Annotated in this window: 11 protein-coding genes; 7 read left to right on the top strand and 4 right to left on the bottom strand. The window is 60.5% G+C overall.

Annotated elements, in window-relative coordinates; genetic code table 11:
• Positions 1-53 precede the first annotated feature (53 nt).
• Positions 54-320 carry a hypothetical protein gene (locus J3A65_RS13060; protein ID WP_192086153.1) on the bottom strand — a complete coding sequence of 89 codons (267 nt, stop codon included), beginning with the start codon at positions 318-320 and terminating at the stop codon, positions 54-56.
• A 206-nt stretch (positions 321-526) separates the two neighbouring features.
• On the opposite strand from J3A65_RS13060, the gene J3A65_RS13055 reads away from it, so the two are divergent.
• From J3A65_RS13055 to J3A65_RS13025, 7 genes are all read left to right on the top strand, one after another.
• A complete protein-coding gene (locus tag J3A65_RS13055) occupies positions 527-2953 on the top strand; it encodes an FAD-dependent oxidoreductase (protein ID WP_209901581.1) in 2427 nt (808 codons plus the stop codon).
• Between the two features lie 280 nt (positions 2954-3233).
• A complete protein-coding gene (locus J3A65_RS13050; RefSeq protein ID WP_062455207.1) occupies positions 3234-4136 on the top strand; it encodes a branched-chain amino acid ABC transporter permease in 903 nt (300 codons plus the stop codon).
• A gap of 1 nt (position 4137) precedes the next feature.
• A complete protein-coding gene (gene livM, locus J3A65_RS13045) occupies positions 4138-5526 on the top strand; it encodes a high-affinity branched-chain amino acid ABC transporter permease LivM (protein WP_113109884.1) in 1389 nt (462 codons plus the stop codon).
• A complete protein-coding gene (locus J3A65_RS13040; RefSeq protein ID WP_062455210.1) occupies positions 5526-6404 on the top strand; it encodes an ABC transporter ATP-binding protein in 879 nt (292 codons plus the stop codon). Before livM ends, J3A65_RS13040 begins: the two co-directional genes overlap by 1 nt.
• Entirely contained in the window at positions 6404-7132 is a 729-nt protein-coding gene (locus J3A65_RS13035) for an ABC transporter ATP-binding protein (RefSeq protein ID WP_062455212.1), read from the top strand. The genes J3A65_RS13040 and J3A65_RS13035 overlap by 1 nt, the downstream gene beginning before the upstream one ends.
• Positions 7133-7171: 39 nt before the next feature.
• Positions 7172-7525, top strand: a complete 354-nt coding sequence (locus J3A65_RS13030; protein ID WP_209901579.1) for a DUF6867 family protein — start codon at positions 7172-7174, stop codon at positions 7523-7525.
• Positions 7526-7665: 140 nt separating this feature from the next.
• Positions 7666-8790: a branched-chain amino acid ABC transporter substrate-binding protein gene (locus tag J3A65_RS13025; RefSeq protein ID WP_209901577.1), complete on the top strand. Its 1125-nt coding sequence runs from the start codon at positions 7666-7668 to the stop codon at positions 8788-8790.
• Between the two features lie 124 nt (positions 8791-8914).
• Here J3A65_RS13025 and J3A65_RS13020 read toward each other — a convergent pair whose 3' ends face one another.
• The 3 genes from J3A65_RS13020 to J3A65_RS13010 form a co-directional block, all read right to left on the bottom strand.
• On the bottom strand, positions 8915-10144 hold the full coding sequence (locus J3A65_RS13020; protein ID WP_245341538.1) for a hypothetical protein: 1230 nt from the start codon (positions 10142-10144) through the stop codon (positions 8915-8917).
• A gap of 108 nt (positions 10145-10252) precedes the next feature.
• A complete protein-coding gene (locus J3A65_RS13015) occupies positions 10253-11188 on the bottom strand; it encodes a response regulator transcription factor (RefSeq protein WP_174196322.1) in 936 nt (311 codons plus the stop codon).
• Positions 11181-14585, bottom strand: coding sequence for an ATP-binding protein (locus tag J3A65_RS13010; protein ID WP_209901575.1), 3405 nt, complete (start codon positions 14583-14585; stop codon positions 11181-11183). The genes J3A65_RS13015 and J3A65_RS13010 overlap by 8 nt, the downstream gene beginning before the upstream one ends.
• Between the last annotated feature and the right edge of the window lie 68 nt (positions 14586-14653).

Here is a 14653-nt window from a genome sequence, read left to right as displayed (position 1 = left end):
GCATCCAACTTTTAGTATCACGCATTGATACTAAAGGCGTCAAGTCGAAGCGCTCAGTGCTTCTCGCGAACGAAGCTCCAGAGGCCCTTTTCCTGCGATGCTGCCATGACGAGGTCCGGCCGCTTTTCGAGCGCCGGGACGAGACTGGAAAGGCCTTCGACGCGGTTCAGGAGGTCGACGAATTCGGGGGCGAGGTCCTCGGCGAAATCGCGGCAGAAGCCCTGGATCACGCCGAACTCGATTGTCTTGCGCGGTGTCGCATCGCGCATCGTGGTCAATACGCTGCCTACCAGTTCGTCGAAGCTCAGCACGTTTGTCATTGCGCTATTCCCTGTCGGTTGGCGTTCATGAAAGGGCATACGCAAGGATTGAAAAATAAGTTTCACGCTCTTGCTCGAACATGGCGCGAAACGAACAGCGACTATGTCGGAAACGACAAATCCGGGTTCGCAGAACAGCCTATTGGCAATTCTCAGGAGGTTCTAGGCTCACCCCAAACAGGCATCAAGTTATGGGAACGGGATCCATGAAAAGCCATGCTCGAGTTGTCGTCATCGGTGGCGGTGTCGTCGGATGTTCGGTCCTCTACCATCTGACCAAGCTCGGCTGGAGCGATGTCGTTTTGCTCGAGCGTTCGGAACTCACCTCCGGCTCCACCTGGCATGCAGCAGGGGGCATGCATACGATCAACGGCGATCCGAACGTCGCCAAGCTGCAGAAATACACGGTCGAACTCTACAAGGAAATCGAGGCCTATTCCGGCCAGGATATCGGCCTGCACATGACCTCCGGCCTCATGCTGGCGGCGACGCCGGAGCGCTTCGACTGGTTCAAGTCGCTGCTTGCCAAGGGCAAGTATGCAAACGGTGAAGCGCGGCTCGTCTCGGTCGAGGAAGCGCATGCGATGATGCCGTTGCTCGACCCGACGCAGTTCGTGGGCGCCGTGTTCGATCCGCACGAGGGCCATCTCGACCCCTACGGCACCACCCATGCCTATGCGAAATCGGCTAAGAAGAACGGTGCCGAGATCTACCTGCATACCAAGGTCGAGGATCTGATGCAGCTTCCCGACGGAACCTGGCGGGTGATCACGGACAAGGGCGAGATCCGTTGCGAACATGTGGTGAATGCGGCCGGTCTCTGGGCCCGCGAAGTGGGGCGCATGGTCGGGCTGGAGCTGCCAGTGCTGGCCATGGAGCACATGTATCTGATCACCGAGGACATGCCTGAGGTCATCGACTTCAACAAGACGTCCGGCCGCGAACTGATGCACTGCGTCGATTTCGACGGCGAGATCTACATTCGCCAGGAACGCAACGGCATGCTGATGGGCACCTATGAAAAGGACTGCCGGCCGTGGTCGCCAATCGAGACGCCCTGGACGTTCGGCCATGAACTCTTGGCCGAGGACCTTGAGCGCATCACGAACGAGCTGGAGGTTGGCTTCCGGCATTTCCCGGCCTTCAACAGTGCCGGCATCAAGACGATCATCAACGGGCCCTTCACCTTTTCGCCAGACGGCAACCCGCTTGTCGGGCCCGTGCGCGGCATGACGAATTTCTGGTCGGCCTGCGCTGTCATGGCCGGGTTCAGCCAGGGCGGCGGCGTCGGGCTCGCGCTTGCCAACTGGATCGTCGAGGGCGATCCCGGCTTCGACGTGTTCGCCATGGATGTAACCCGTTACGGCGACTATGCGTCGCTTGCCTATACCAATGCGAAAGTGCGCGAAAACTATTCCCGCCGCTTCTCGATCCGCTATCCCAACGAGGAACTGCCGGCTGCCAGGCCGCTGCTGACGACGCCGGTCTACGACGCGCTGAAGGCGAGGGGTGCGGTGTTCGGCGCGTCCTACGGGTTGGAAACGCCGCTGTGGTTTGCGCCAGAGGGCGTCAAGGATGCGTTTTCCTGGCGTCGTTCCACCGATTTCGAGCATGTCGGCCGCGAGGCAAAGGCGGTGCGCGACAGTGTCGGGGTGATGGAGACATCCGGGTTCGCCAAATATTCGATCGGGGGCGAGGGGGCGCATGCCTGGCTCGACCATATTCTCGCGGGCAAGGTTCCGCCCGTCGGCCGCATGGCGCTTTCGCCGATGCTGAACGAGGCCGGAAAACTGATCGGCGATTTCACGCTCGCCAATCTCGGCGACGATGCGTTCCTACTGATCGGCTCCGGGATTGCCGAAGACTATCATATGCGATGGTTCGAGACGCATCTGCCGGACGATGATTCGGTTTCGTTCGATTGCCTCAATCTCGGTCTGGTCGGCCTGTCGATTGCGGGTCCCCGGTCACGCGATGTGCTGCAGAAGCTTACCCATCTCGACCTGTCGGATCAGGCTCTGCCGTTCATGGGCATCGTCGAGATCGATCTCGGCATGGCCCCGGTCATCCTCGGCCGTGTCAGCTATACCGGTGATCTCGGCTTCGAGCTGTGGATGAAGCCGGAATATCAGCGCTATCTGTTCGATCTCATCATGGAAGCCGGTGCCGAGTTCGGGATCACCCTGTTCGGCCTCCGCGCCTTGAATGCGCTACGCGTCGAAAAATCCTTCGGCAGCTGGTCTCGCGAATACCGGCCGCTTTACGGTCCCGTGGAAGCGGGGCTCGGTCGCTTCATCGCCTATGGCAAGGAGGCCGATTTCATCGGCAAGGCCGCGGCGATCGAGGAAAAGGCGGAGGGCGGCGCGCTGCGTCTCGTCACCTTCGTCGTCGATGCAAAAGATGCGGACGTGCTCGGCGACGAGCCGATCTCGCTTGACGGCCAGGTCTGCGGCTGGGTGACCTCGGGTGGATACGCCCATGCCGCCGGCGTGTCGGTTGCCATGGGCTATGTGCCGAAAGAGGTCTCCCGAACGGAGGAGGGGTGGCAGATCGAGGTGCTCGGCGAGATGCTCATCGCCCGGCTTCAGCCGCATCCGATCTTTGACGCCAACGGGTCGCGCATGCGGTCCTGACCGTCGAAAGCTGAAGAAGCGGATAAGCCAAGACCGAAGCAGACCAGAGGTTATTTCTCTATAGTTTTTGCCATTCGTGTGGAAATCGTGCCGTTTTTTCAACAATGCCAAGCGGATTTGCGTCACGTGCTGCAAAAGCCACTGAAATTATGTCTGCCTCTTTCTTTTGCACTTCACATTTCGATCGAAACCGGTAGGAATCAAAAAAATTGAAGATCCTATCAGGGACATTCAAGCGAAAGATGCGGCCGCCAAGGATCGCATCCGCAGGGGAAAATATATGGAATATTTTATCCAGCAGCTCATAAACGGGCTGACTCTCGGATCCATCTATGGGCTCGTGGCAATCGGCTATACGATGGTTTACGGCATCATCGGCATGATCAACTTTGCCCATGGTGACATCTTCATGCTCGGCGGCTTTGCCGCCCTGATCGTGTTCCTGCTTGCCACATCCTTCTTCGCCGGCATTCCGGTGGCGCTGCTGCTTTTGCTGATGTTGCTCGTCGGCATGCTGATGACAGGCCTTTGGAACTGGACGATCGAGCGGATCGCCTACCGACCGCTGCGCGGCTCGTTCCGCCTGGCGCCGCTGATCACCGCGATCGGCATGTCGATCTTCCTGTCGAACTTCATCCAGGTGACGCAGGGTCCGCGCAACAAGCCGATCCCGCCGCTGGTCACCGACACCTATCATTTCGGTGCGATCACGGTGTCGCTGAAGCAGATCCTGATCGTCGTGATCACCTCGATCCTGCTGTTCGCGTTCTGGTACATCGTCAACAAGACGCCGCTCGGCCGTGCCCAGCGCGCCACCGAACAGGATCGCAAGATGGCGGCTCTGCTCGGCGTCGACGTCGACAAGACGATCTCGATCACCTTCATCATGGGCGCGGCTCTCGCCGCCGTCGCCGGTGCCATGTACCTGATGTATTACGGTGTCGCCTCGTTCAACGACGGCTTCATTCCGGGTGTGAAGGCATTCACCGCAGCCGTTCTCGGCGGCATCGGCTCGCTGCCGGGCGCTGTTCTCGGCGGGTTGCTGATCGGCCTCATCGAAAGCCTGTGGTCGGCGTATTTCTCGATCGCCTACAAGGATGTCGCGACCTTTGCGATCCTCGCCTTCGTGCTGATCTTCAAGCCGACCGGCATCCTCGGTCGTCCTGAAGTGGAGAAGGTGTAACATGGCGACCGTATCGGAAACCGTTCCCAACAACGTCATGGCCAAGGCGATCAAGGAAGGCATCTTTGCAGGCGTCATCGCCTTCCTGATGTTCCTCCTGTTCGTCGGCATCGAGACCTATCAGGACATCAACAACCAGCTCGTCTGGCGCACCCGCTGGGGCCTGCTTGCAGTGTTCGTGGCAGTCGCTGCCGTCGGTCGCTTCCTGACCGTCGCCTTTATCAAGCCCCATCTCGACCGTCGCAAACTTGCCAAGGCAAAAGCCGGCATTCTCGAGATTTCGGAAGAGAAGAGCTTCTTCCATCGCCACTTCCTCAAGTTCGCGCTGGTCTTCCTGCTCATCTATCCATTCCTGTCGCTGCTGATTGTCGGCAAGCAGGGCTCGCTGAAATATGTCGACAACTTCGGCATCCAGATCCTCATCTATGTGATGCTCGCCTGGGGCCTCAATATCGTCGTCGGTCTCGCCGGTCTGCTCGATCTTGGCTATGTCGCCTTCTATGCGGTCGGCGCCTATTCCTACGCGCTGCTGTCATCCTATTTCGGCTTCTCGTTCTGGCTGCTGCTGCCGATGTCCGGCATTCTCGCCGCGCTCTGGGGCGTCATCCTCGGCTTCCCGGTGTTGAGATTGCGGGGTGACTACCTTGCCATCGTGACGCTCGCCTTCGGTGAAATCATCCGGCTTGTTCTGATCAACTGGACCGACGTCACCAAGGGCACGTTCGGTATCTCGGGCATTGCCAAGGCGTCGTTCTTCGGCATCTGGTCGTTCGATACGGGCTCCCCGAACAACTTCGTCAAGGCCTGGGGTCTTTCGGCTTCGTCGGTCTATTACAAGATCTTCCTGTTCTACATCATCCTCGCGCTCTGCATGCTCACCGCTTACGTCACCATTCGCCTGCGTCGCATGCCGATCGGTCGCGCATGGGAAGCGTTGCGCGAAGACGAAATCGCCTGCCGCTCGCTCGGCATCAACACCGTCACCACCAAGCTCACGGCATTTGCCACGGGCGCGATGTTCGGCGGTTTTGCGGGCTCCTTCTTCGCGACCCGCCAGGGCTTCGTCTCTCCGGAAAGCTTCGTCTTCCTGGAATCGGCGGTCATTCTGGCCATCGTGGTTCTCGGCGGCATGGGTTCGCTGACCGGTATCGCGATCGCCGCTGTCATCATGGTCGGCGGCACCGAAATCCTGCGCGAGATGTCGTTCCTGAAGATCATCTTCGGCCCCGACTTCACCCCGGAACTCTACCGCATGCTGCTGTTCGGGCTGGCGATGATCATCGTCATGCTGTTCAAGCCGCGTGGCTTCGTGGGCTCGCGTGAGCCGACAGCCTTCCTGAAGGAGCGCAAGGCCATCTCCGGCAGCTTCACCAAGGAAGGCCACGGCTGATGGCGACGGATATGACGACTATGACGAAAGACACGATCCTGAGGGTCGAGCATCTGTCGATGCGGTTTGGTGGCCTGATGGCGATCGACGACTTCTCGTTCGAAGCCAAGCGCGGCGAAATCACCGCGCTGATCGGCCCGAACGGCGCCGGAAAGACGACGGTGTTCAACTGCATCACCGGCTTTTACAAGCCGACGATGGGCATGCTGACCCTGCATCGCAGCAACGGCCGGGAGTTCCTTCTGGAACGCCTTCGCGATTTCGAGATCAACAAGGTCGCGGGCGTTGCCCGTACCTTCCAGAACATCCGGCTGTTTTCCGGCCTGACGGTTCTCGAAAACCTGCTGGTCGCGCAGCACAACGTGTTGATGAAGGCTTCGGGTTACACGATCCTCGGCCTCTTGGGTCTGCCGACCTATAAGAACGCTGCCAAGGCCGCGATCGAAAAGGCCGAATACTGGCTGGACAAGGCGGATCTGACGGACCGCGCCGACGACCCGGCCGGCGACCTTTCCTATGGTGCCCAGCGCCGGCTGGAAATCGCCCGCGCCATGTGCACCGGGCCGGAGCTTCTGTGCCTGGACGAGCCCGCCGCCGGCCTCAACCCGAAGGAATCGCTCACGCTCAACGCGCTGTTGCGCGGCATCCGCGACGAAGGCACGTCTCTGCTCCTGATCGAGCACGACATGTCCGTCGTCATGGAGATTTCGGATCACGTCGTGGTTCTGGAATACGGCCAGAAGATTTCCGACGGAACGCCTGATCACGTGAAGAACGACCCGAGGGTGATCGCAGCCTATCTCGGCGTCGAGGATGATGAAGTTGAAGAAATCGAGGAAAAGCTCGACAAGGGCATTATTGAAGAGGGGTCCGTCTGATGGCCGGTGAACCCCTTCTGAAAGTCCAGGGCGTCGAAACCTACTACGGCAACATCCGGGCTCTCGACGGCGTCAATGTCGAAGTCAACAAGGGCGAGATTGTCAGTCTGATCGGCGCCAACGGTGCCGGCAAGTCGACGCTGATGATGACGATCTGCGGCAGCCCGCAGGCCCGCAAGGGTCAGGTCATCTTCGACGGCGAAGACATCACGCAGGTGCCGACGCATTTGATTGCGCGTCGGCGTATCGCCCAGTCGCCGGAAGGCCGCCGCATCTTTCCGCGCATGACCGTGCACGAAAACCTGCAGATGGGCGCCGGTCTCGACAACCTCAAGTATTTCAAAGAGGACGTCGAAAAGATCTTCACCCTGTTTCCGCGCCTCAAGGAACGCCAGGCCCAACGCGGCGGCACGCTGTCGGGCGGCGAGCAGCAGATGCTGTCGATCGGCCGTGCGCTGATGGCGCGTCCGAAACTGCTTCTCCTGGACGAGCCGTCGCTCGGCCTCGCACCACTGATCGTCAAGGGCATTTTCGAGGCGATCAAGAAGCTGAACAAGGAAGAGGGGCTCACCGTCTTCCTCGTCGAGCAGAACGCGTTTGCGGCACTCAAACTGTCCGATCGCGCCTATGTGATGGTCAATGGCAAGGTGACGATGTCCGGCTCCGGCAAGGAACTGCTCGCAAATCCCGAAGTCCGCGCCGCCTATCTCGAGGGGGGCCGGCATTGAGCACCATGATCATCATTCCGGCGACCGGGGGACACTGAGATGCAGGGCCTGTTTTTCGAAACCGATACTGGCGTGCGTTATTTCCTGCGCGCACTCGTCATGGTCCTCGGCTTCTGGACGGCGTGGCGCGCCGGCAAGGCGGTCGCAGAAGGCTGGAACGGCTATGGCCATGTCATCGCCTATACGCTGCTGCTGGCCGTCGCGATGCAGTTCATGCATTACGCGCTGTTCCAGGGACCGTTCATCAGCTTGTTCCATTACATCATCGATGTGGTGCTGCTGATGGCGTTTTCCATCTCCGGATTCCGCATTCGCCGCACCCGTCAGATGGTTCAGAACTACTACTGGCTCTATCAGCCTGTCTCCGCTTTCTCATGGAAGAAGAAAGATTGACAGTCGCTCATTTCTGACTTCAGATTGGGTTGGGTCAAATAAGAATACACCAGAGGGTGGAACATTTCTCCGGCGCAATGATGGTGGGTATTGCGTCCGGGTCCCAAAAAACCGCTCACCTAAAAACTGGGAGTAAATCAATGAAGAAGTCTCTTCTTTCCGCCGTCGCGCTGATGGCGATGGTCGCATTCAGCGGCAACGCCTGGGCCGATATCATCATCGGCGTTGGCGGCCCGCTGACCGGCCCGAATGCTGCATTCGGCGCGCAGCTGCAGAAGGGTGCTGAACAGGCTATCGCCGATATCAATGCCGCCGGCGGCATCAACGGCGAAAAGCTGGTCATCGCGCTCGGCGACGACGTTTCCGATCCGAAGCAGGGCATTTCCGTCGCCAACAAGTTCGCGTCCGATGGCGTGAAGTATGTGGTCGGTCACTTCAACTCGGGCGTTTCGATCCCGGCTTCGCAGGAAGTCTATGCCGAAAACGGCATGCTCGAAGTCACCCCTGCAGCAACCAACCCTGTCTTCACCGAGCGCGGCCTGTGGAACACGTTCCGCACCTGCGGCCGTGACGACCAGCAGGGCGGCGTCGCCGGCAAGTATCTTGCCGAGAAGTTCGCCGATGCAAAGATCGCGATCATCGACGACAAGACACCTTACGGCCAGGGTCTCGCTGAAGAAACGATGAAAGCCTACAACGCGGCCGGCAAGAAGCAGGTCATCCGCGAAGGCGTCAACGTCGGCGACAAGGACTTCTCAGCGCTGATTTCCAAGATGAAGGAAGCCGGTGTTTCGATCATCTACTGGGGTGGTCTCCACACGGAAGCCGGCCTGATCATCCGTCAGGCGAAGGATGCTGGCCTCAAGGCAACGCTCGTATCGGGTGACGGTATCGTCTCCAACGAACTGGCCTCGATCGCTGGCGATGCAGTCGAAGGCACGCTGAACACGTTCGGTCCCGATCCGACACTGCGTCCGGAGAACAAGGAACTGGTTGCCAAGTTCAAGGCTGCCGGCTTCAACCCTGAAGCCTACACGCTCTATTCCTACGCAGCCGTTCAGGTCATCGCCGAAGGCATCAAGCTTGCTGGCAGCCCTGACGACGCAGAAGTCGTTGCCAAGGCTCTCAAGGAAAAGGGTCCGTTCAAGACCGTTCTCGGCGACATGGCTTTCGACGCCAAGGGCGACCCGAAGCTCCCAGGCTACGTCATGTACGAGTGGAAGAAGGGTCCGGACGGCAAGTACAGCTACTTCCCGCAGGGCTGAGCCTTCAAGGCTTGAACCATCATTCGACAGGAAGCCCGGCCATTGGCCGGGCTTTTTGCATTGATGCCTGCAGGGTTCAGATATCGAGCTCTAAGTTTCCCGAGCTCAAACCCTGAAAATCCCATCAGAAACTTTCGGGGGTGAAACTGGCAAACCGCGCCGCGGGAAGAGGGCCGGCGGTCATCAGTGTGAAATCGAAATTCGACTTTGCTTCCGATCCCAGAACGTATTGACGGTGCACGCGCAGGAAATCGCGCTTGATCCTGTTGTAGCGCTCGGGCGCCATCATCCGCTTGACCCTGATGAAGGCAAGCGTCGCCTGGGGTGCATCTTCATGTCCTGCCAGCGCCACGACGCGGCTCTTGTAGAAGTGAATGCTGTCGGTGAGGCACTGAACCTCCAGCCAGAAGATCTGTGGCGATCGGGCAATGCGGCCGACACATTCGCGCAATGTCGTAGCGGGCCGCAGCAGCGAGCATTGCAGGATCGCGCCACCGAGCGTCACGAAGCTCACCTTGCGTTCGCTCCGAGCGGGGCCCCGCCTGAACGCATCAGGACTTTCCGCAAGCAGCATGCCGATCACGTGGGTCGCGACAGCCGATCCCATGCTGTGCGACGTGATGAGATATTCGTCCGCATCCTCAGTCAGTGCCTCGCGGACACCCTCCATGCAGCTCGCCAGCCAGGCGTTGACATCGGGCCTGTCGAGATTGCCCATCGCGTCGGCCATCTCCCAGTCGGCAAACAGGTGCAGCGTGTGAAACCGTGCCATGAAGGGCAGGAAGGCGTAGCGGAACAGCGCAAGACCAAGCGGTATGCTCCACAACAGATGCAACATATTGAGCCCGAGCAGTGCGGGCAGGGCAGCGATCACGGCGGTGAGCCCAAGCGCTATCGCCACCAGCAGGAATGGAAACAGGAAAAACAGGCCGAACCGCCACGCATGCCTGAGATAGCCGGCCATGCCGCCCTGGGTGACGATACGCAAGGCGCTTCGATAACCGTCGAGGATACGGCGCGGCAGCGGCTTGCCGTTCAGGCTGTTGACCAGCGCGCAGTGGTCGAAGATGTAGAACCGGCTTTGCGTGACGCCGTCGCCCGCATCCCGCACCCGACAGGTTATGTCGAAATACGCCGTCTTTGCGGTCCGCTGCAGCTCACCTGTCTGGAGATCCAGGTTCCATGTCTTGGCGCTCTGTGCCGCCGCGCGCACATAGCGGGCATGATGCATGCCGGCGTCGAGCGGCTCGAAGCCCGGGAAATGCAGGACGACGCGTTTCCTCACCCGGTCCGCCGTCGGGGAGTTATCTGCGTCGTGGGGCGTCTGTGCTGTCAAAGGCGATTGTGTAGTCATGACTGCGGAGTTCCGGATGCGGCTTGTCTAAGCCGTTGAGGGTGCGCGCGGATCTATCCCTTGGCATCGCCGACTGCAAGTGTCTGGCCCCGGTCGGCCCGTTTGCGTCTAGTCGGGCCGGTCGCCTGCGTGCAGGACGTTCGCCGCCATGACCGCTGCCGAGGCGCGATTTTCGACGCCGAGCTTGATGTAGATCTGTTCGAGATGCTTGTTCACGGTGCGGGCCGATAGGCCGAGGATATCGCCGATATCTTTGTTCGCCTTGCCCTTGGCGATCCATAGGAGCACTTCCGACTCCCGTTGCGTCAGCGGAAAGTGCTGGCGCAGGATTTCGTCGTCCGGCCGCTTGATGACAGCGGCCGACAGCCGGAACAGGAATTCGTCGGCGCCGATCGCGCCGAGAAACGCAAACTGCAGGCTGGTCTGCAGGTTTTCGGACAGCGAGAAGGCGGCGTTGCGGGCAAAGCCTGCCGTATCGCGCTCCGCCATCCAGGCGCCGATGCGGCCCGCGACGATGGCAATTCCATCGTCGCTTTCCGTCGCGGCATTCATCAGCCGCGTTGCCTGCGGCGTCGACCAGCGGATCGAGCCGTCGTTTCTGACCGCAAGCAGATGCCGGCCGGCGGCATCGAGCGCGACGCGGGCGCTCTGGGCGGAGCGGGCGTTGGAAAGATGTACCCGTATTCTCGCCCGCAGCTCGTCGATATTGATCGGCTTGCTCAGATAGTCGACGCCGCCGCTGTCGAGCGCGTTGACGACGTGTTCAGTCTCGGTCAGGCCCGTCATGAAGATCACTGGCACTTGAGCTGCCGCATGCGCCTTCAGTCTGCGGCAGGTCTCGAACCCGTCCATGCCGGGCATCACGGCGTCGAGCAGGATCAGATCGGGCGTGATGCGCTCGACGATCGAAAGCGCTGCCTGTCCCGACGTGGCGATCAGCACCGAAAAGCCGGATTGCTCCAGCGCTTCGGTCAGGAAGCCGAGCGTGTCGGGACTGTCGTCCACCAGGAGGACGATATCGCGCGGTGTCGTCGCGTCAGCCATCGCTGTTTTCCCGTTCTTCCAGTTCCGCTGTCTCCATGCGTTCCAGGTATTTCATGTAACCGGCCATGTCGAAGGCCTTTACATAGGTTCCGAGCTCTTCCGCGAACGGGCGGTGGGATTGATCCGTCGCAAGATCCGCGAGCTTGGCTTCGATGCCGCGCACGTAACCGATTTCACCGAGCCGCAGGAGATCCTGAAGATGGCCCGTCCCGGGGCTGATGACCGGCTGCTTGACCAATGCCGAAAGCGCCAGTGCCGGCGCTTCGTCCTCGTAGACCCATTTAAGGGAGAGATGCGAGGCAAGCTTGTCGGCAAGGCGGCGCAGGTTGACGGGCTTTGAAAGCGTATCGTCATGCCCTTCGCCACCGGCATCCGCGGTCGTGCCATCGCCGATATTGGCCGAGAGCATGATCATGGGCGCCGTCTGGCCCTCCTCGCGCAACCGCGAAACAAGCTGCCAGCCGCTCATGCCGGGCATGGAGATATCGACCAGAAACAGATCCGGCCGCACACCCTCGATCAGCGTCAGGCATTCCGGTCCGTCGACGGCCGTCAGGATGACGAAATCCATCGGCGCCAGCACCTCGCGCATCAGGTCACGGTGATCCTGGTTGTCGTCGACCACGACGATGGTTCGGCGCGGCCCGGTATAGGAGACGATCTTGCGCTCGGCCTCCGGCGTCGTATTCGGCCTCTCGATCGCCGACAGCATGAGACGCACCTTGAAGATCGAGCCTTCACCCTTGGTGCTGGCAACGGAGATTTCACCGCCGAGGGTGTTGGTCAGAAGCTGGGTGATCGTCAGCCCAAGCCCAAGTCCCGGCATCGGCCGGATGCTTTCCGCTTCGCCGCGCTGGAACGGCTCATAGATGCGGCCGAGATCCTTCTCCGCGATGCCGCGGCCGGTATCGGTCACGGTGAAAGTCGCGACCTGGCTGCGATAGCCGATCTCGAAGCGCACCGTGCCTTCGTCGGTGAATTTGACCGCGTTGGAGAGGATATTGACGAGGATCTGGCGAAGCCGCTTTTCGTCGGTGCGCACATATTGCGGCAACGTGCGGGCGCGCACGTGTTCGAATGCAAGGCCCTTGGCCTGCGCCTGGAGGCTGAACATCTCGACGATCTGGTCGAGGAAATCCTGGATGTTGATCTCGTTGGAATAGACCTGCAGCCGCCCGGCCTCGATCTTGGAAATGTCCAGCAGCCCGTCGATCAGGCCGGAAAGATGATCCGCGCTGCGCTTGATGACCTTGATTGCCGACTGCCGCGGGGCAGGGATGGTGTCGTCGCGCTCCAGGATCTGGGCATAGCCCAACACGGCGTTGAGGGGCGTGCGCAGCTCGTGGCTGAGGCCGACGACATACCGGCTCTTGGCGCGGTTGGCGGCTTCGGCGGTTTCCTTGGCATCCTGCAGCGCCGCGTCGGTCTTCTTGTGTGCCGAGATTTCCTTGAGCAGAAGCGTGTTCTGCCTCGAGGATTCCTCCTCGGCCACCATCCGGCTGTCATGCGCCAGCACGTAGAACCAGGAGAAGATGCCGGTGATGATGGCAAACACGAAGAAGACGATCAGGATCGTGCCGTAGATGACATCGGCATTGGCAGGCGCTGCCTCGCCTACCTGATAGGCGATCAGCGACAGGATGGCGCCAATCGCCGAGATCGAGATCACCGCCGTCATTCCGTAGCGGCCAAGCCGGGTCGTCAGCTTGGCGATGACGCGTTCGGTGAGGAAGGTGCGTGCCACGGTGCCGACCTGGGTGTTCAGCCGCGCATGCGGCTTGCACATGTCGTGGCAGCGGCTGTCCAGCGAGCAGCAGAGCGAACAGATCGGCGCCGCATAGGCCGGGCACCAGGCCATGTCCTCGTGCTCGAACGGGTGTTCGCAGATCGAGCAGGTGATCGAGCCCAGCGTCTTCCAGCTCTGGCGCGGTTTTCTGGCGAGGTAGTATTTGCCCTTCGTGGCAAAGGCGATCGCTGGCGACACCACGAAGGCGCTGAGCGTCAAATAGGTGGCAAGCGACGCCATCAGCGGTCCGAACAGGCCGAAATGGGCAGTCAGCGCAATGCCTGTCGCACCAAACATGGCGCCGAGCCCGACCGGATTGACGTCATAGAGATGGGCGCGCTTGAACTCGATGCCGGGCGGCGACAGACCGAGCGGCTTGTTGATGAAGAGATCCGCCGAAATCGTGCAGAGCCAGCTCATCGCCACGATCGAGAAAATGCCGAGCGTTTCCTCGAGCAGCCGGTAGATGCCGAGTTCCATCAGGAGCAGCGCGATGATGACGTTGAACACCAGCCAGACGACGCGGCCGGGATGGCTGTGGGTCAGCCGCGAGAAGAAGTTCGACCAGGCAAGCGACCCCGCATAGGCGTTCATCACGTTGATCTTCAGCTGCGACACGACCACGAAAGCCGCCATCAGCATCAGCGCCGCGGTCTCGTTGGGGATCATGTAGCCGAAGGCGGCGAGATACATGTGGGCAGGATCGGCCGCGTCCTCGACCGGCACAGCGCTCGAGAGCGTCAGCACGGCGAGGAAGGAGCCCGCGAGAAGTTTTGGCACGCCGACCAGCACCCAGCCGGGTCCCGCCAGAAACACCGCGAACCGGTGGCGCCATTTCCGCTGCCCTTCCGGCGGCAGGAAGCGAAGGAAATCGACCTGCTCACCGATCTGCGGCATCAGCGCTAGGATGACGGCAGACGCTGCCCCGAACTCCACCAGATCGAACGGCGCCGAACCGCCGATTTCGCCGTTCGAATGGCCAATGCCGGCAAAGGCGCGCCAGAGGTCGAATTTCTGCCAGTCCATGAAGGCGATGAAGACAAAGGGCAGTATGTTGAGGATGATCCAGAACGGCTGGGTCAGAAGCTGAAACCGCGAGATCAGCTGCACGCCGTAGATGACGAGCGGGATCACCACGGCCGCCGAAATGATATAGCCGATCCAGGGCGGTATCCCGAAGGCGAGATCCAGCGCGCCGGTCATGATGGACGCTTCGATCGCAAACAGCATGAAGGTAAAGCTCGCATAGATCAGCGAGGTGATGGTGGAGCCGATATAACCGAACGAGGCGCCGCGGGTGAGGAGATCGATATCGACCCCGTGGCGGATCGCATAGCGGCTGATCGGCAATCCCACGACCAGCATGACGAGAGCGGCCACCAGAATGGCGAAAAACGCGTTGGTCGTGCCGTAGGAGAGCGTAATCGCCCCGCCGATCGCCTCCAGCGCCAGAAACGAGATCGCACCGATCGCCGTCTGCGAAATCCGGCTGGATGAGAAACGGCGCGCGCTCTTTGCGGTAAACCGCAGCGCATAGTCTTCCAGCGTCTGGTTTGCGACCCAGCGATTGTACTCACGGCGAACCGGTATGATGCGTTGGCGTGCTGCCATGCCTAAAAACGATCGCCTTTATCGGGGAGACTGATATTTAGGCAGTTTCGACTTTGGTGCAGGGTTTT

The sequence above is a fragment of the Rhizobium sp. PvP014 genome (assembly GCF_017876855.1).
Classification (GTDB): domain Bacteria; phylum Pseudomonadota; class Alphaproteobacteria; order Rhizobiales; family Rhizobiaceae; genus Neorhizobium; species Neorhizobium soli.
This window is presented reverse-complemented; position numbering and strand designations above follow the sequence as displayed.

Excerpts from the sequence above, each read along its gene's own strand:
- J3A65_RS13010 (WP_209901575.1), bottom strand. The coding sequence starts at position 14,585 with ATGGCAGCACGCCAACGCATCATACCGGTTCGCCGTGAGTACAATCGC.
- J3A65_RS13030 (WP_209901579.1), top strand. The coding sequence starts at position 7,172 with ATGCAGGGCCTGTTTTTCGAAACCGATACTGGCGTGCGTTATTTCCTG.
- J3A65_RS13060 (WP_192086153.1), bottom strand. The coding sequence starts at position 320 with ATGACAAACGTGCTGAGCTTCGACGAACTGGTAGGCAGCGTATTGACC.
- J3A65_RS13040 (WP_062455210.1), top strand. The coding sequence starts at position 5,526 with ATGGCGACGGATATGACGACTATGACGAAAGACACGATCCTGAGGGTC.
- J3A65_RS13015 (WP_174196322.1), bottom strand. The coding sequence starts at position 11,188 with ATGGCTGACGCGACGACACCGCGCGATATCGTCCTCCTGGTGGACGAC.
- livM (WP_113109884.1), top strand. The coding sequence starts at position 4,138 with ATGGCGACCGTATCGGAAACCGTTCCCAACAACGTCATGGCCAAGGCG.
- J3A65_RS13025 (WP_209901577.1), top strand. The coding sequence starts at position 7,666 with ATGAAGAAGTCTCTTCTTTCCGCCGTCGCGCTGATGGCGATGGTCGCA.
- J3A65_RS13035 (WP_062455212.1), top strand. The coding sequence starts at position 6,404 with ATGGCCGGTGAACCCCTTCTGAAAGTCCAGGGCGTCGAAACCTACTAC.
- J3A65_RS13050 (WP_062455207.1), top strand. The coding sequence starts at position 3,234 with ATGGAATATTTTATCCAGCAGCTCATAAACGGGCTGACTCTCGGATCC.
- J3A65_RS13055 (WP_209901581.1), top strand. The coding sequence starts at position 527 with ATGAAAAGCCATGCTCGAGTTGTCGTCATCGGTGGCGGTGTCGTCGGA.
- J3A65_RS13020 (WP_245341538.1), bottom strand. The coding sequence starts at position 10,144 with ATGACTACACAATCGCCTTTGACAGCACAGACGCCCCACGACGCAGAT.